16 protein-coding genes and 1 pseudogene are annotated in these 16,243 nt (G+C 45.1%); 15 read left to right on the top strand and 2 right to left on the bottom strand.

Annotation, left to right across the window (positions count from 1 at the left end; all coding sequences use genetic code 11):
• The first annotated feature begins 7 nt into the window (after positions 1–7).
• The 6 genes and pseudogenes from KH180_RS07485 to KH180_RS07460 all read left to right on the top strand — a co-directional run bounded on the left by KH180_RS07485 (position 8) and on the right by KH180_RS07460 (position 2,957).
• Positions 8–280 carry an acylphosphatase gene (locus KH180_RS07485; RefSeq protein ID WP_290758604.1) on the top strand — a complete coding sequence of 91 codons (273 nt, stop codon included), beginning with the start codon at positions 8–10 and terminating at the stop codon, positions 278–280.
• A 1-nt stretch (position 281) separates the two neighbouring features.
• Entirely contained in the window at positions 282–752 is a 471-nt protein-coding gene (locus KH180_RS07480; protein WP_290758601.1) for a helix-turn-helix domain-containing protein, read from the top strand.
• 114 nt (positions 753–866) lie between these two features.
• A complete protein-coding gene (locus tag KH180_RS07475) occupies positions 867–1,091 on the top strand; it encodes an alpha/beta-type small acid-soluble spore protein (RefSeq protein ID WP_006565871.1) in 225 nt (74 codons plus the stop codon).
• 190 nt (positions 1,092–1,281) lie between these two features.
• Positions 1,282–1,854: pseudogene (gene rsmD / locus KH180_RS07470) on the top strand (16S rRNA (guanine(966)-N(2))-methyltransferase RsmD); the annotation flags it as partial.
• 3 nt (positions 1,855–1,857) lie between these two features.
• Positions 1,858–2,355: a pantetheine-phosphate adenylyltransferase gene (gene coaD, locus KH180_RS07465; protein WP_290758596.1), complete on the top strand. Its 498-nt coding sequence runs from the start codon at positions 1,858–1,860 to the stop codon at positions 2,353–2,355.
• Positions 2,352–2,957, top strand: a complete 606-nt coding sequence (locus KH180_RS07460) for a hypothetical protein (protein ID WP_290758593.1) — start codon at positions 2,352–2,354, stop codon at positions 2,955–2,957. The genes coaD and KH180_RS07460 overlap by 4 nt, the downstream gene beginning before the upstream one ends.
• Here the strand turns inward: KH180_RS07460 and KH180_RS07455 are convergent.
• Positions 2,940–3,848, bottom strand: coding sequence for a sporulation protein (locus tag KH180_RS07455; protein WP_290758590.1), 909 nt, complete (start codon positions 3,846–3,848; stop codon positions 2,940–2,942). The two genes, KH180_RS07460 and KH180_RS07455, sit on opposite strands and share 18 nt — an antisense overlap.
• Before the next feature lie 141 nt (positions 3,849–3,989).
• The gene (locus KH180_RS07450; protein WP_290758587.1) at positions 3,990–5,213 is read right to left on the bottom strand and encodes a tRNA(Met) cytidine acetate ligase; all 1,224 of its coding nucleotides are present in this window, start codon (positions 5,211–5,213) and stop codon (positions 3,990–3,992) included.
• 244 nt (positions 5,214–5,457) lie between these two features.
• Between KH180_RS07450 and pta the strand changes: the two genes are divergently transcribed.
• The 9 genes from pta (at position 5,458) to ilvA (ending at position 16,012) form a co-directional block, all read left to right on the top strand.
• Positions 5,458–6,462, top strand: coding sequence for a phosphate acetyltransferase (pta, locus tag KH180_RS07445; RefSeq protein WP_290758585.1), 1,005 nt, complete (start codon positions 5,458–5,460; stop codon positions 6,460–6,462).
• Between the two features lie 27 nt (positions 6,463–6,489).
• A complete protein-coding gene (locus KH180_RS07440; protein ID WP_290758583.1) occupies positions 6,490–7,683 on the top strand; it encodes an acetate/propionate family kinase in 1,194 nt (397 codons plus the stop codon).
• Between the two features lie 63 nt (positions 7,684–7,746).
• Positions 7,747–8,265, top strand: coding sequence for a YceD family protein (locus KH180_RS07435; RefSeq protein ID WP_290758581.1), 519 nt, complete (start codon positions 7,747–7,749; stop codon positions 8,263–8,265).
• A 5-nt stretch (positions 8,266–8,270) separates the two neighbouring features.
• Positions 8,271–8,450, top strand: coding sequence for a 50S ribosomal protein L32 (rpmF, locus tag KH180_RS07430; RefSeq protein WP_006565851.1), 180 nt, complete (start codon positions 8,271–8,273; stop codon positions 8,448–8,450).
• 109 nt (positions 8,451–8,559) lie between these two features.
• Positions 8,560–9,570, top strand: coding sequence for a phosphate acyltransferase PlsX (gene plsX, locus KH180_RS07425; RefSeq protein WP_290758571.1), 1,011 nt, complete (start codon positions 8,560–8,562; stop codon positions 9,568–9,570).
• Positions 9,571–9,575: 5 nt separating this feature from the next.
• A complete protein-coding gene (gene rnc, locus KH180_RS07420) occupies positions 9,576–10,271 on the top strand; it encodes a ribonuclease III (protein ID WP_290758568.1) in 696 nt (231 codons plus the stop codon).
• Between the two features lie 2 nt (positions 10,272–10,273).
• Positions 10,274–13,837 (top strand): chromosome segregation protein SMC, encoded by a 3,564-nt coding sequence (smc, locus tag KH180_RS07415; RefSeq protein WP_290758565.1) that lies wholly within the window; start codon positions 10,274–10,276, stop codon positions 13,835–13,837.
• 24 nt (positions 13,838–13,861) lie between these two features.
• Positions 13,862–14,794, top strand: coding sequence for a signal recognition particle-docking protein FtsY (gene ftsY, locus KH180_RS07410; RefSeq protein WP_290758562.1), 933 nt, complete (start codon positions 13,862–13,864; stop codon positions 14,792–14,794).
• Positions 14,795–16,012 (top strand): threonine ammonia-lyase, encoded by a 1,218-nt coding sequence (gene ilvA / locus KH180_RS07405; protein WP_290758559.1) that lies wholly within the window; start codon positions 14,795–14,797, stop codon positions 16,010–16,012. It begins immediately after the preceding gene.
• Positions 16,013–16,243 lie beyond the last annotated feature (231 nt).

Below are 16,243 nucleotides of genomic sequence, written 5' to 3'. Positions count from 1 at the left end.
AATTGCCATGATTCGTGTACGTTTGCGGTTTACAGGAAGGGTCCAGGGAGTCGGATTCCGCTATTTTGCCCAGATGAACGCCTCCCAGTTCCACGTGACAGGATGGGTGAAAAATATGTATGACGGCTCTGTCACAGCGGAGGCCCAGGGAACGCAGAAACAGATTGAAGAATTTATTGAGGCTATGAAACACGGACATCGGTTTATGAAGGTTGACCGCGTGACTGTAGAAGAATGTCCGCTTGCCGAAGGAGAAAAGGATTTCAGGGTGAAGTATTGATATGGATGAAAAGAAAATAGGCAACTATATTGCGGAGAAAAGATTGGAAAAAAATCTGACACAGGCTCAGATAGCAGGCAGTCTCGGAGTGAAAGAAAAAAATGTGGCTGACTGGGAAAACGGAAAAAAGCTGCCGGATGCATCTTCCATCCAATCGCTCTGCCGATTATTGGATATCAGTGTTTATGCATTTATCAACGGAGAAGACTATCCGAAGAGTGATGAAGTTCTGATCAGGCTTCTTAAGGTGTCCCAGAAGGCCAGACAGCTGTCAATTGCTTTGATTGGCCTGTTTCTTGCAATGGCAGTTCAGTGCGCGGAACAGATGCCGTGGATTTCCGGGCTTAAAGAAGGGACGTTTATCAGCGGTTTTGCCAGCGGTGTCTTTGTCGGAACCAAGCTTGTGGGCGTCTGTATTTTCGCCTACGGACTCAGTCTTTATGCTGCATCGGCCGCAAAAAATGACCGTTAAAATCTGTTTTGAAAAAAATGTTATTCCATGTAAAAACTCTCAGTGTATCTTTTGTGTTATTAAACATACTATCTTCGTAACAAAAAACAACAAAAGAAACGGAGGTCTTTCAAAATGGAAGAACGTACTTCAGCAAACAGCAAAGGTAACAACAGAGTGGAAGTTCCAGAGGCAAGAGAAGCACTGGACAGATTCAAATTCGAGGTTGCTAACGAAATCGGTGTAGACTTAAAAGAAGGATACAACGGACATTTAACAACTGCTCAGGCAGGTTCTGTTGGAGGAGAAATGGTTCGTAAAATGATCCGCAGACAGGAAGAAGAAATGTCTGGACGTTAGTCCGCGGATTAAAACGAATTAGTTTTTACTCGTAATTTCGATGAAAGAACGAAAGAAAAAAGAGGGGCAATCAGAGCAGCAGTTCTGATTGCTCCTTTTCAGGTTGTATTTGATTCACAGGAAATTCTTTGTTATTTAGTTGACAAATTATCTGAATATAATACAATAGTAGGGAGAAAAAACAAAGGAAGATAAAAATATGCGAGTGATTTCAGGAAAAGCCAGAAGTTTGAGGCTTAAGACATTAGAGGGCATGGATACAAGACCGACCCAGGACCGCATCAAAGAGACGCTGTTTAATATGATTCAGCATGAAGTGGCGGGAAAGAGTTTTCTCGACTTATTTGCCGGAAGCGGTGCCATAGGCATTGAAGCGCTGAGCCGCGGATGCGGGCACGCTGTGTTTGTGGAAAACAATAAAAAGGCGGCCGGCTGTATTCGGGAGAATCTGATACATACAAAACTGGCTGAGAATGCCCAGGTCCTTGTGACAGACGTTTTAAGCGCTTTGAGAAAGCTTGAGACAGAAGGAAGAACCTTTGATTATATATTTATGGATCCTCCGTACAATAAAGGGATGGAGGAAGCAGTGCTCAGAGAACTCGATCATTCTTCTGTGTGCGGAGAACAGACTTTTGTTATTGTGGAATCCAGTCTGCAGACAGAGCTTGAGGACAGAATGTTTGACCACCTTAAGATATGTAAGATAAAAGAATATAAAACAAACAAACATACTTTTTTGCAGAAATTGCAGGAGGACTGATAAATGAGCATTGCAGTATATCCGGGAAGCTTTGACCCGGTGACCTATGGACATCTGGACATTATTAAGCGTTCTATAAGAGTCTTTGACAAATTAATTATCGGCGTACTGATCAACAGTGAAAAGAACCCTTTGTTTTCAACCCAGGAAAGGGTTGACTTCCTGCTGGAAGCTACAAAAGATATGGACAATGTTGAAGTTCAATCTTTTTCAGGCCTGCTGGTGGATTTCGCCAGGGAAAACCATGCGGATATCACGGTCCGGGGCCTCCGCGCTGTGACGGATTTTGAATATGAACTGCAGATTGCCCAGATTAATAATAAGCTGGACTCTAACCTGGATACCATGTTTTTTACAACCAGTACGGAATATGCTTATTTAAGTTCAACGATCGTAAGAGAAATTGCATCCTATCACGGGGATATCAGTGAGCTGGTGCCTCCTTATGTGGAACAGAAGATGAAGCAAAAATTTAGAGAAAGTATAGAGGGAGAAGCATGAGTGAGAAATATTTGCATGAAATGATTGACGACATTGAGATTCTGATCGATGAAGCCAAGCCGGCCAGATTTAATCCGGGAAAAGTTGTCATCGACAGAGATGTGCTGATTACGGTGATCGAGGAACTGAGAAAGCAGATTCCGGGTGAGGTGGAGCGCAGCCATAAAGTCATGATGAACAAGGACGCGATTTTGGAGGATGCCAGGATTAAGGCTCAGAATATCGTAGATCAGGCGGCCAGAGAGGCCGGCGAGCTGATTGATGAAAATGAGATCGTAGAGATGGCAAAGATGCGTGCAGGAGAAATTGAGGAAGCTGCACTGGAACATGCCAATGAGGTGATCCACAATGCCAATGAGGAAGCGGATCAGGTGAGATACGGCGCACTCCAGTACACTTGTGATATTATGGAGGATGTACAGGATTACATAGCCAAAGTAAAGGAAGGGCAGCAGAGCCTGTTTGACCAGCTGCTTTCCACTCTGGAAAGTGATATGGGCTCCATCAGCACTAATTATGAAGAAATCAAGCAGCAGCTTGACAGCGCTTCCCGGACAAAACCAAGAACAGTGGAAGATTTTGTGTCACAGGAGGAAGAGTAGCATACCGCTGCTTATAACAGCAAATATCATTTTAAAGATCAGATAGCTTTTCATGGACAGCTGCGATTTTTGACAGACGCTCTTGACTTGTGCCATACTGCACAGGCCGCCGAAAGAGCTCACTGCAAGAATGGCAGCTGCTTTTTGTCTGAAGTTCAGAGCCAGAAGGCTTACATGAGAGATTCCGGTTGTGATCTCCAGCATACCGATGACCGGGGATGAGACGGCATCAGGAAGAATCCCGCTCTGCAGCAGGGCGGATACAATAGAAAATACCATAATAAAAATACCGATGGTAAAGATGGTCTTTAAACTGTCAAAAACAATATCGTCAAAGGATTTGATCACCGCAGTCATGGGTTTTTCCTGATGGATATGCAGAAATCCGGTGCCTTTATTTTTGAACAGGATAAAAATAAAATACAGCAGATTTGGGATATAAAGGCAGCAAAAATAAAGGGGCACAGAAAGAGAACCCTTTAAGATCAAAGTGAGGGTAAACCCGATGGAAAACATGGGGCTTACATTATTGCATAATACAAGAAGGGCTTCCCCTTCTTTTTTTGTATAGGAACCGGACAGTACCAGGTCGTTGATAATTTTGCCGCCCAGGGGATATCCGCATAAAAAGCCCATAAGAATGGTATAAGCCAGATCCTTATTCAGCCGCGGGAATATTTTGAATAAAGGGTAAAACAGATAGGAAATATAATGAACTGTCTGGTATTTCATCATCAGATTGGTCAGGAGGAAAAACGGCAGGAGTGTGGGAACAATAGTGCCGGACCAAAGCAGCAGGCCGTTTTTAGCACCTGCCACACACTGTTCCGGAAATAAAAATAATAGGAATGCAGTTAAAATCAAACAAAACTGATAAAAGTATTTACCCATAGAAAAACCCCCTGTCCTCTACAGACTATGAAAAGGAAGAGTTCATTATGAGTTTTTCTTTACGATCTTCAGCTCTGGAAAGGCCTCCTTCTGATATGTTCCACATGGTTGGAGTGAGGCATTTTAAGAGCCGAACGGAAATCATGTGGAGGATATTATGATTTGTTCTTCTTTCAGCTGGGTTTTAAATTTTGAGCGGAGCATCATCTGATAGAGAGCGTCTGCTTTTTGTTCTGTGTGAAGCATCTGTTCCTGAATCTTGGTCAGAGGGTCTTCAAGAGGTCTCAGATGGCGGACCATCGGCCATTTTTTCTTCTTTTTGATCTCACGTATTAATACGGAAGCTTCCTTCCGGAAACCGAGAATCTGAAAGTATAGAGGCTGTCCTGAGCTGATATACTGATCACTGTCAGACTGCTTCATATTAAGAAGAATATGCAGAAGTCCTCTGCTGATCCGGCTCCAGGTGAGACTTTTATTTTTTACAGCTTCGATCTGGCAGGAAAACGGCTGACCGGGTATCGTCATATTTTTGATGCGGTCGCTGAGATCTTCGGAGATGTCCCAATAGTCCTCAAAGGAAGGTTCCGTGCAGAGTTTATAGGACAGAAGGTCAGAAAAATCGTCCAGCAGGATCGGAAACTGACGCTGATATGTGTCCCTCAGCAGAGGGTGCAGATTTTCCGGGAGGCTTCCGAGAGATTTATTCAGTCCGTCAAAAACAGCCAGCCTCGACCGGATAGCAGAGGCAGAGCTGATATCCCCGGTCAGTTCAAGACTGTGGTGGCTGCTCTGTTTTCTTGGGATACAGAAAGGACGGATGCTGCTGTTTCTCCGTTTCAGTGCCATAATATATTCAAGGCCCAGCAGGTTATTGGGCTCTCTGAGTATTTCGGTATCGCTTTCCGAGCATCCGAGGGAAAGAAATGCTTTTTCCCTGGCTTTGGGATACGAAATGCCGGTTTTTAAAAGTTTTTTAATCTGTTCTGACAGATCCTGTTCCCTGTCCGCCAGAAAATTGCCGAGGGAAAGCAGGCGGCTTAATGAGCCGCATTCACTTCCGAAGGAAAGGATGTCTACAACACCCAATGAATCCAACAGGGCTGTGCTTCCGTCAGCAAAATAGGGTGCACTGCCAACAGAAAACCACAGCGGAAGCTCCAGCACCAGATCAGCCCCGTTCATCAGAGCCGTCTTCGTTCTGATTTTTTTTTCCATGACAGCCGGTCCGCCCCGCTGTACATAATTTCCGCTCATAAGAGCAATGATATAATCAGCGCCTAAAATACGCTTCGTCTTCTCAATATGGTAAAGATGCCCGTTGTGAAACGGGTTGTACTCACAAATGATTGCCGCAGTCTTCATCGCTGGTCTCCTTTCTTTTGTGAAATCATTATAACAAAGAACTGCAAAAAGGTAAAATTGCACAAAAAAGAGGAAATAAAAGGCTGAAACTTGCTATTAAAAATAAAAGATAGTAAAATGAAAACATTATGAGATGAGATGTACTGGGAAAAGTACAACAAGGCATATTGTATACAACTAACGAATATTGTATAATTTCCATGAGAAGAATTCATCTTTGTAGAAAGTTGGAAGGAGCAACGTAATGAGTTTTATTGATGTGATTAAAGAACGAGCTAAAAATGAGAGAAAGAAGATTGTCTTGCCGGAGACCGGAGATCCCCGTACCATTGAGGCGGCTGACACAGTATTAAAGGAAGGGATTGCCGACGTCATTCTGGTGGGAAACAAAGAAGAGATTTTAAGCCGTGCAGAAGGGTTTGATCTTTCCCAGGCAACCTTTGTAGATCCAAATAACTGCGAGAGACTCAATACATACATTGAATCTTTATGCGAAGCAAGAAAGAGCAAAGGACTTCTTCCGGAAGATGCAAAAGAGATCCTGCTCTCTAACCCTCTGTTTTTCGGGGCCACTATGGTGCGGTCCGGGGATGCGGACGGCATGGTGGCAGGTGCCGTAAACTCATCTGCAAACGTTCTGCGTTCTGCACTTCAGGTTGTGAAGACAGCTCCGGGAACAAAGATCGTTTCTGCCTTTTTCCTGATGGTAGTGCCGGACTGTGACCTGGGTGCCAACGGCACTTTTGTGTTTGCAGACTGCGGACTGAACCAGAATCCCAATTCAGAACAGCTGGCAGCCATTGCAGGAAGTTCAGCCCAGACCTTTAAACAGCTCGTGGGAGAGGAACCGAGAGTTGCCATGCTTTCTCATTCCACAGTGGGAAGCGCCAAGCATGATGATGTCACAAAGGTAGTCGAAGCCACTGCCATTGCAAAAAGAGATTATCCGGATACTCTGATCTGCGGAGAACTGCAGCTGGATGCGGCTATTGTGCCTGAAGTTGCAGCTTCCAAGGCACCGAGAAGTGAGGTGGCAGGAAAAGCCAATGTTCTTGTATTCCCTGATCTGGATGCCGGAAACATCGGATATAAGTTAGTCCAGAGACTTGCCAAAGCGGAAGCTTACGGCCCGGTTACCCAGGGTATCGCAAAGCCGGTCAATGACTTGTCCCGCGGATGTAAAGCAGAAGATATTGTCGGTGTTGTGGCCATTACAGCGGTACAGGCACAGCTCACAGAGAATCATTAGAGATTAGAGTATATAGGAGAATTAAGAATGAAAGTTTTAGTTATTAATTGCGGAAGTTCCTCACTGAAGTATCAGCTGATTGATTCTGACACAGAAGACGTTTTGGCAAAAGGCCTTTGTGAGAGAATCGGAATCGACGGAGCCCTGACACATGAGCCTGCAGGAAAAGATAAGATCAAGACATCTCCGGCTATGCCGGATCATAAGACAGCCATCGGTATTGTCTTAGAACAGCTTACAGACAAAGAAAACGGAGTGATCAGTTCCCTGGACGAGATCAGTGCTGTCGGACACAGAGTTGTACACGGCGGAGAAAAGTTTACAAGCTCCTGCATCATCACAGAAGATGTATTAAAAGAGATTGAGGCGTGCAACGTATTCGCGCCGCTTCACAACCCGGCTGCTTTGATTGGAATCGAAGCGTGCAGGGAGCTTATGAAGGATAAACCGATGGCAGCTGTATTCGATACTGCATTCCATCAGACAATGCCGGAAAAAGCATTTCTCTACGGAATTCCGAGAAAGTACTATGATGAGGACGGAATCCGCCGCTATGGATTCCACGGAACTTCTCATCAGTTTGTTTCCGGAGAAGCTGCCAAAATGCTCGGAAAAGACATCAAAGACATCAATATCATCGTATGCCATTTAGGAAACGGAGCCAGTGTTACAGCCGTCAAGGGAGGAAAATCAGTGGATACCTCCATGGGATTGACACCTTTGGAAGGACTGATCATGGGAACACGTTCCGGAGATCTGGATCCGGCGATTCTTGAGTTTATTGCAAACAAAGAGAACAAAACAGTATCCGAAGTTGTAAATATCTTAAACAAAGAATCCGGAGTGCTTGGACTGTCAGGCGGTGTTTCTTCTGACTTCAGAGATGTAAAAGCTGCAAAAGCAGATGGAAACAAAGTTGCAGAGGCAGCTCTGGATGCCTATGTATACCGTGTGGCAAAATACATCGGAGCTTACACTGTAGCAATGAACGGAGTGGATGCCATTGCATTTACCGCAGGGCTCGGTGAAAACGACGATGCGACGAGAGCTGCCATCGGAGAATACTTAGAGTGTATCGGTGCCAAGATCGACGCAGAAAAGAACGATGTACACGGAAAAGCCGCAGTGATCTCAACAGATGACTCCAAGGTAAAAGTGCTCTGTATTCCGACCAACGAAGAAGTAATGATTGCAAGAGACACGGTTGCTCTTGTAAAATAAAATTACTTGACAAACAAATATGACGTTTGTATAATAGACAAGTATGAAATTTTAGGAGATAGTATGCTAATTCAGTTATCAAAATTATTGTCAATGCCAAATCATGAAGAGACAGTGGAGTGTTCCATGGATATGGACAAACTTGTCCTCAAAAGAGGCAGTTATCCGATCCTTGAGAAGTCTTCCTTTCCCATTGTTCTAAGAAATGAAGGGAAACGGACGGTATCCATTGCATTTGAGACAAGCATCACAGCCGGGATGCCTTGTGACAGGTGCCTTACCGAGGTTCCGGAAAAGATTAGGCTCAATGTTTTTAAAACATTGGATTTTGATGACATAGAAGAAACTTGTAAGGATCAAGTGTCTTTCCTAGATGGAAGCAGCCTGGACGTGGATGAACTTATTCTTGAGGAAGTGATTCCCCTGCTGCCGACAAAGGTATTATGCGGTGAAGACTGCAGAGGGCTTTGTCCGGTGTGCGGAGCGAACCTGAACGAAGAAGAGTGCGGCTGCGACCGGACGGTCCAGGATCCACGGATGGCAGCTATCCAGGATATTTTTAAGAATTTTAAGGAGGTGTAATACCAATGTCAATCTGTCCAAAGAATAAATCTTCAAAAGCGAGAAGAGATAAACGTAGAGCCAACTGGAAAATGACTGCACCGGCTTTAGTAAAGTGCAGCAAGTGCGGTGAATTAATGATGCCTCACAGAGTGTGCAAAGCCTGCGGATCTTACAATAAAAGAGAAATCGTAAATGCTCAGTAAGAGTTGACAGCAGCACATGTTGTCATGAATTGCCATGCGTTTAGACTATATTAGTTTAAGCGGATGGCATTTCTTTTAATCTAAAAATATTGTATCAAGGAGGTTGCATATGGATAAGATAGTAAAAGTTGCGCTGGACGCCATGGGCGGAGATAATGCGCCTGTAGAGATTGTAAAAGGAGCGGTGGATGCGGTCAATGAAAACAGCAATATCAAGGTTTACCTTGTAGGGAAGTCACCGAGGATCCACGAGGAACTGAAAAAATACCGCTATAAGAGTGAGCAGGTTGAAGTAGTCAATGCAGAAGAAGAAATTTCTTGTGATGAATCACCGGTGGAGGCGATTCGTAAGAAGAAAGATTCTTCCATGGTAGTCGGAATGAAAATGGTGAAAGACCAGACTGCAGATGCGTTTGTCTCAGCGGGAAGTTCAGGAGCGATCCTTGTAGGAGGACAGTTTGTGGTAGGCAGAATCAAAGGAGTCAAACGTGCGCCCCTGGCTGCTCTGATGCCGACAACAAAGGGAGTTTCTCTGATTATCGACAGCGGTGCCAACATGGATGCAAAGCCGGAATATCTTCTGGAGTTTGCCAAGATGGGTTCTATCTATATGGAAGACGTAGTAGGAATTAAAAACCCGAAAGTCGGCATTGTAAATGTAGGTGTTGAGGAAGCAAAAGGAAATGCACTGGTAAAAGACACATTCCCTCTCCTTAAAGAATGTAAGGAGATTAACTTTACCGGAAGCATTGAGGCAAGGGATATTCATTCAGGACAGGCTGATGTGGTAGTCTGTGATGCGTTTGTGGGAAATGTAATACTGAAGCTTTCCGAAGGCCTGTCATCCACTCTGATCTCTATCGTAAAAGAGGGCATGATGCAGAGTTTCCGGGGCAAGATCGGAGGCCTGCTGGTAAAACCGTCCCTTAAAAAGACCCTGAAACGTTTTGATGCGTCAGAACACGGCGGGGCACCTCTGCTTGGGTTAAACGGCCTGGTGGTAAAAATGCACGGAAGCTCCAAAGCAAAGGAGACAAAGAATGCAATTATTCAGTGTATTGCATTTTCAGAAGCTAAAATCAATGAAAAGATCAAAGAACAGATTGTAAAGGAAAAATAAAAGGTATGAATCAATCAAATCAGGAAGATTTTCAGAAAAAGATCGGGATTCGTTTTCATGACCAGAAACTGCTGACAACGGCACTGACACACAGTTCTTATGCAAATGAGAGAAAACTGCCCCGGGGGAAAGACAATGAGCGTCTGGAGTTTTTAGGGGATGCAGTGCTGGAGCTGATTATGAGTGACTATTTGTTTAAGACATACAAAGACGAACCGGAAGGGAAACTGACGAAAATGAGGGCAAGTCTTGTCTGCGAGCCCACTCTTGCATTCTGTGCAAGGGATATCGCGCTGGGGGATTATCTGCTGCTCAGCAAAGGAGAGGATCTGACCGGGGGAAGAGAGCGCAGTTCCATTCTGTCAGATGCATTTGAGGCTGTCATAGGTGCTGTGTATCTTGACCAGGGTTTTGAACAGGCCAGAAAGTTTGTGGAAACTTATCTTCTTCAGGATGTAGATGAAAAGGTGCTGTTTTACGACGCCAAGACCTCTCTTCAGGAACTGGTGCAGAGTGTATCCAGGGAACCGCTCTCCTATAGCCTGACGAAAGAAGAAGGGCCGGATCATCAAAAGACATTCACAGTGGAGGCCAAGCTGGGTGATACGGTCATCGGGACCGGGGCCGGAAGAAGCAAGAAAAGTGCGGAGCAGATGGCGGCTTATGAGGCAATGAAACATAAGGACAGAATATTGAGGTAGCTATGTATCTGAAAAGCATTGAAGTAAACGGATTTAAATCCTTTGCTAATAAAATGATTTTTAAATTTGACAGCGGCATCACAGGGATCGTGGGACCTAACGGGAGCGGCAAGAGCAATGTGGCGGATGCAGTCCGCTGGGTGCTCGGAGAACAGAGTGCCAAGCAGCTCCGGGGTGCCAAGATGGAGGATGTAATTTTCTCAGGCACTGAGATGAGGAAGCCTATGGGCTCTGCTTATGTTGCCATCACAATGGACAACAGTGATCAAAGCCTTCCCATTGGGTTTGATGAAGTGACAGTGGCCAGAAGGGTTTACCGTTCCGGCGAGAGTGAATATTTAATGAACGGAAGTCCGTGCAGGCGCAAAGACATAGTAGAGCTGTTTTTCGATACCGGAATCGGCAAGGAAGGATACTCTATCATCGGACAGGGCCAGATCGACCAGATCTTAAGCGGAAAACCGGAAGACAGGAGAGAACTCTTCGACGAGGCTGCAGGGATTGTCAAGTACAAGAAAAACAAGCTGGAGACTGAAAAGTCCCTGGAGGCAGAACGGGAGAACTTAAACCGGGTGACAGATATTCTGGCTGAGCTGGAACGCCAGGTAGGCCCGCTGAAGCAGCAGTCTGAAAAGGCAAGAGAGTATCTTGGATACCGCGATAAGCTGAAAGAATACGATACTTCCATGTTCCTTTTGGAAAACGGCAGGCTCTCAGAAGAGATGGAATCTCTGGATGAAAAGATCAGGATTGCCCAGAGAGAAGCAGACGATGCTGGCAGGCGGCTGGAGCAGACAAAGGCTGAGTATGAAAAGCAGGATCTGGCACTAAATGAGCTGAAGCGTGAAATTGAGATAAGGACGGAAGGGCTCTCTGAAGCCAGGGTCGATAAAGAAAAGCAGGAAGGCCAGATTCAGGTTCTGAGAGAACAGATGAATACGGAAAGGATGAGGGAGACTCATCTGAATTCTGATATCCGGCGTCTTACAAAAGAGAAGGAAGAAAAGCAGAATCAGCTTTCCCGGCTTTTAAGAGAGCAGGAGGAGATCAAAGAAGCGGTTAAGGAAGCTTTGGAAGAAACCGTAGAGAGTGAAAGCAAAGTTGCATTTCTTCAGAAAGAGATTCAGGACACGGAAGAAGAGCTTGCAAAGCTTAGGAAAAACCAGCAAAGCTTTGCCAACAACCAGATGAATCTCTCCAACAGGCTGCAGCACGTGGAGACGGTACGTGAGCAGCTGAATGTGAGGATTGGTTATGCCGATTCCCAGGCTCAGGAATCCAGACAGCACAGGATGGAGCAGGAGCAGAGAAAGCATCAGGAAGAGCAGAGAAAACACCAGCTGGAAGAAGAGAAGAAAAATCTTTTAGAGAGACTGGAAGCAGAAAGAAAGATCAGCAGCGGACTGGAAAGAGAAAGATCAGCAGCACAGGAAAACTTATCCGCCCAAAAAGAGAGCTTTCACAGAAGCCAGTCAAGTTATGAAACCCTTAGAAATATGGCAGAGCGCTATGAAGGATACGGTTTCGGAATTAAAAGGGTTATGGAACAGAAAGCCAAGTATCCGGGAATTATCGGATCAGTGGCTGATATCATGAAGGTAAAGAGAAAGTATGAACTTGCCGTGGAAACCGGACTGGGAGGAGCGATACAGAATGTAGTGACGGATTCCCAGCAGACGGCAAAAGAAATGATTGGATTTCTGAAAAGAAACCGGTACGGAAGAGTTACCTTTCTGCCGCTGGACGCCGTTAAGGCAAGGGGAGGATTCCCAAGGCCGGAGGCGCTGAACGAAGAAGGGGTCATCGGCACCTGTGACCAGCTCGCCAGTTATGAAGACCGGTTTTCGGATCTGTTTCATTCCCTTTTAGGACGTGTGCTCGTAGTGGAAACCATTGATGACGGTATCAGGATCGCAGGAAAATATAAGCACTCCTTCCGCATTGTCACCCTGGAAGGAGACGCATTGAATCCCGGCGGTTCTATGTCCGGAGGTGCTTACAAAAATAAAAGCAATCTCCTGGGAAGAAACCGGGAGTTAAAAGAACTGAAGCAGAAACTGGAGAAAGACAGAGACGAGATCTCAGCTCTTTCTGCAATGCTGAATGAAAAGACAGCAGAGCTTCAGAAAGCAGAGGAAGGTATCAGAAGTCTGCAGAGCAGAATTCAGGAAAACTCTCTCCGTGAAAACACAGTAGTTATGACGCTTAAGTCCATTGAAAAGCAGATGGATGAGGAAGCAAAGAGGGAACAGGAGTTTTTAGACCAGGCACAGGGGCTGCGACAGGAATACCAATCCATGGAAGGCGACGTGGCTTCTTTGTCAGGAAAAAAACAGGTGCTGGAGGAAGCAAACCAGTCGGAGGAGCAAAAGATCCAAATTCTTTCAGAAAAGCTGGACGAGTCCAGAAATATGGCAGAGGAAAAAGCCAGGGAAGTTACGGAAGCGCATATGAAGGCCGGGAAGTTTAAGCAGCAGCAGGACTTTATTATGAGCAACGGTGAGCGGATCCGTCTTGAGATTGCAAAGACAGAGGATGATCTGGCTGCGCTGAAAAAACAGACAGGCTCCATTGATGCATCTATGGAGGAGATCGAGAGGCAGACAGGAGAAAAGAACCGGGCTGTTCTTTTAAAAAGCCGGTGGATCGAAACAGAGGAGCAGCAGATCCGGAATCTGCAGGCAAAACTCGGGGAAACCGAGGAAAGGTACAAAGAGAGCCTGAAAGCCAGAGAAGAGCTCATGGAGCGTATGAACGGTTTTGATAAGGAAGTTTACAGGCTTACATCTTCCAGAGAAAAGTTTGATGAAAAGCAGCAGGAACTTCTGAACTATATGTGGGAGAACTATGAGCTTACATACCACCAGGCAGCAGCATCAGCCGGAGGGGAACTGCCGGAGGAAAGTCTTCAGGACCTGAAAAAGAAAATCACAGAGATCAAGGGACAGATGAAAGATCTGGGACCGGTCAATGTGAATGCAATTGATGACTATAAGGACGTTCTGGAACGATATGAATTTCTGAACAAGCAGCACGAAGATATTGTAAAGGCGGAGGCCCATCTTGTAGGGCTCATCGACGAACTGGAAGCGGCCATGAAGCATCAGTTCAGAGAGAAGTTTAAAGATATTCAGGATATGTTCCAAAATGTATTTCAGGAACTGTTCGGAGGCGGGTATGCACGTCTGGAACTTACAGATGATGACGTGCTGGAATCCGGTATCCGTATCATCGCACAGCCGCCGGGCAAGAAGCTTCAGAATATGATGCAGCTGTCAGGAGGAGAAAAAGCACTGACAGCGATTTCTCTTCTGTTTGCCATTCAGAATCTGAAGCCTTCGCCGTTCTGTCTGCTGGATGAGATTGAGGCGGCGCTGGATGACTCCAACGTGGCAAGATTTGCACAATACCTGCATAAGCTTACAAAAGAGACACAATTTATTGTAATTACCCACAGACGTGGTACAATGACAGCAGCGGATATTTTATACGGGATCACCATGCAGGAAAAAGGTATTTCAACACTGGTATCCGTGAGTCTGATTGAAAACGATTTGGACGAGTAATCAAAGACGGGAAGGAGATTTGAAATGGCAGAAAAGAAAGGATTCTTCAGCAGACTGGCAGAGGGGCTTACAAAGACCAGAGACAATATTGCTTCAGGATTTGATTCTATTTTTAAAGGATTTTCCAGCATTGATGATGATTTCTATGAAGAACTGGAAGAGATCATGATCATGAGCGATATGGGAATTGACACGACCATGAGCATCATTGAGAATCTGAAAAAGAAAGTCAAAGAAGAAAAGATCAAGGAACCTGAGGAGTGCAGACAGGTTCTTATAGAGTCTATCAAAGAGCAGATGAAGCTTGGAGACGAGGCATACGATTTTAAAGATAAGAAAAGTGTTGTATTGGTCATCGGCGTCAACGGAGTGGGAAAGACAACATCTGTGGGCAAGATGGCATCCCTGCTGAAAGGCGAGGGCAGGAAAGTTATGATGGCGGCGGCGGATACGTTCCGGGCAGGAGCCATTGAACAGCTGAAAGAATGGGCAGCCAGGGCAGGCGTGGACATTATCAGCCAGGCTGAAGGAGCAGATCCGGCAGCAGTAGTGTATGATGCGGTTTCCGCAGCAAAGGCAAGAAATGTGGATGTGCTTTTGTGTGACACGGCGGGAAGGCTTCATAACAAAAAGAACCTGATGGATGAGCTTAAAAAGATCAACCGCATTGTAGAGCGGGAATATCCGGAAGCGTATAAGGAGACTTTGATCGTTCTGGACGGCACTACAGGACAGAATGCTCTTGCACAGGCAAAACAGTTTAAAGAGGCAGCAGATATTTCCGGCATTATTCTCACCAAATTAGACGGGACAGCAAAGGGCGGGATCGCTATAGCGATTCAGGCAGAGCTTGGAATTCCGGTGAAATATATCGGCATCGGCGAACAGGTGGATGATCTTCAGCCATTTGATCCGGATATGTTTGTAAACGCACTGTTTGAAAGAGGAGATGAGTAGATGTTAACATTAAACAAATTCGAAAAAGCGTATGATAAGGTACAAGAGATCGTTCTTCCCACAAAGCTGATAAAAAGTGAATACTTCTCGGAGCAGACAGGAAATCTGGTTTATTTAAAGCCTGAGAATATGCAGCTGACCGGAGCCTATAAGATCCGCGGCGCATATTACAAAATCAGCACATTGAATGAAGAAGAAAAAGCAAAAGGGCTGATTACCGCTTCCGCAGGCAATCATGCACAGGGAGTAGCTTTGGCTGCAAAAAGGCAGGGAGTGAAAGCTACTATTGTCATGCCAACCACAACTCCCCTGCTGAAAGTAAACCGCACAAAGGATTTGGGTGCCAAAGCAGTTCTCCACGGAGATGTCTATGATGAAGCCTGTGAATATGCACTGAAGCTGGCAGAGGAAAAGGGGCTGACGTTTGTTCATCCGTTTGACGACCTGACAGTGGCTACAGGACAGGGAACCATTGCAATGGACATCTTTAAAGAGCTGCCTACAGTAGATTGTATCCTGGTGCCGATCGGCGGCGGCGGCCTTGCAACTGGTGTTTCTACTCTGGCAAAGCTTTTAAATCCGAAGATCAAAGTGATCGGTGTGGAACCGGCAGGGGCTGCCTGCATGAAAGCTTCCCTGGAGGCAGGGAAAGTAGTTTCGTGCGAACATGTAAATACGATTGCAGATGGTACTGCTGTTCAGACTCCGGGCAAAAAGATCTTTCCGTACATACAGAATAATATTGACGATATTATTACAGTGGAAGATGAAGAACTGATTCCGTGCTTTTTGGATCTTCTGGAGAATCACAAAATGCTTGCAGAGAATTCAGGGCTTCTTACGATCGCAGCGCTGAAGCATCTGAAAGCGGAGGGAAAGAAAGTGGTTCCGATCATCAGCGGCGGCAATATGGATGTCATCACAATTGCATCTTTGGTACAGCATGGACTGATTATCAGAGACAGAATTTTCACAGTTTCTGTTTTTCTTCCGGATAAGCCGGGAGAGCTTACAAGGGTCTCAAAGGTTATTTCACAGGCCCAGGGCAACATTGTAAAACTGGACCATAACCAGTTTGTCAGCATTAACAGAAACAGTGCAGTGGAGCTGACAATTACAATGGAGGCTTTCGGCACAGAACATAAAAATAAAATTATCAAAGCACTTCAGGATACAGGGTATAAACCTGAGATAAGAAGTTCCAAAAGTGTATTTTAACAGTTTTAACAAAAGATAAATTGGCGGCTTTCAAAAAAACAGTTTCCGTTCAGAACAGAAACTGTTTTTTTGCACTTTTTAGTGCTTTTGGCTGCATAAAAAAGTGCAGAATTGAAGTTTTAAAAATTAACAAAAAAAGGACGGAAAAAGTGTATTAAATTTCGTACAATTTGTTGTATGAAGTCCCCTTTTTATGTTATAATAGGTTCATGAAACAGATGTCAGCAATTT

The organism is Anaerostipes sp. (genome assembly GCF_018381315.1).
Classification (GTDB): domain Bacteria; phylum Bacillota; class Clostridia; order Lachnospirales; family Lachnospiraceae; genus Anaerostipes.
This window is presented reverse-complemented; position numbering and strand designations above follow the sequence as displayed.

What these genes read in the sequence shown, in the direction of transcription:
- KH180_RS07485 (WP_290758604.1), top strand. Translation starts at nt 8, where the DNA reads ATGATTCGTGTACGTTTGCGGTTTACAGGAAGGGTCCAGGGAGTCGGA.
- KH180_RS07480 (WP_290758601.1), top strand. Translation starts at nt 282, where the DNA reads ATGGATGAAAAGAAAATAGGCAACTATATTGCGGAGAAAAGATTGGAA.
- KH180_RS07475 (WP_006565871.1), top strand. Translation starts at nt 867, where the DNA reads ATGGAAGAACGTACTTCAGCAAACAGCAAAGGTAACAACAGAGTGGAA.
- coaD (WP_290758596.1), top strand. Translation starts at nt 1,858, where the DNA reads ATGAGCATTGCAGTATATCCGGGAAGCTTTGACCCGGTGACCTATGGA.
- KH180_RS07460 (WP_290758593.1), top strand. Translation starts at nt 2,352, where the DNA reads ATGAGTGAGAAATATTTGCATGAAATGATTGACGACATTGAGATTCTG.
- KH180_RS07455 (WP_290758590.1), bottom strand. Translation starts at nt 3,848, where the DNA reads ATGGGTAAATACTTTTATCAGTTTTGTTTGATTTTAACTGCATTCCTA.
- KH180_RS07450 (WP_290758587.1), bottom strand. Translation starts at nt 5,213, where the DNA reads ATGAAGACTGCGGCAATCATTTGTGAGTACAACCCGTTTCACAACGGG.
- pta (WP_290758585.1), top strand. Translation starts at nt 5,458, where the DNA reads ATGAGTTTTATTGATGTGATTAAAGAACGAGCTAAAAATGAGAGAAAG.
- KH180_RS07440 (WP_290758583.1), top strand. Translation starts at nt 6,490, where the DNA reads ATGAAAGTTTTAGTTATTAATTGCGGAAGTTCCTCACTGAAGTATCAG.
- KH180_RS07435 (WP_290758581.1), top strand. Translation starts at nt 7,747, where the DNA reads ATGCTAATTCAGTTATCAAAATTATTGTCAATGCCAAATCATGAAGAG.
- rpmF (WP_006565851.1), top strand. Translation starts at nt 8,271, where the DNA reads ATGTCAATCTGTCCAAAGAATAAATCTTCAAAAGCGAGAAGAGATAAA.
- plsX (WP_290758571.1), top strand. Translation starts at nt 8,560, where the DNA reads ATGGATAAGATAGTAAAAGTTGCGCTGGACGCCATGGGCGGAGATAAT.
- rnc (WP_290758568.1), top strand. Translation starts at nt 9,576, where the DNA reads ATGAATCAATCAAATCAGGAAGATTTTCAGAAAAAGATCGGGATTCGT.
- smc (WP_290758565.1), top strand. Translation starts at nt 10,274, where the DNA reads ATGTATCTGAAAAGCATTGAAGTAAACGGATTTAAATCCTTTGCTAAT.
- ftsY (WP_290758562.1), top strand. Translation starts at nt 13,862, where the DNA reads ATGGCAGAAAAGAAAGGATTCTTCAGCAGACTGGCAGAGGGGCTTACA.
- ilvA (WP_290758559.1), top strand. Translation starts at nt 14,795, where the DNA reads ATGTTAACATTAAACAAATTCGAAAAAGCGTATGATAAGGTACAAGAG.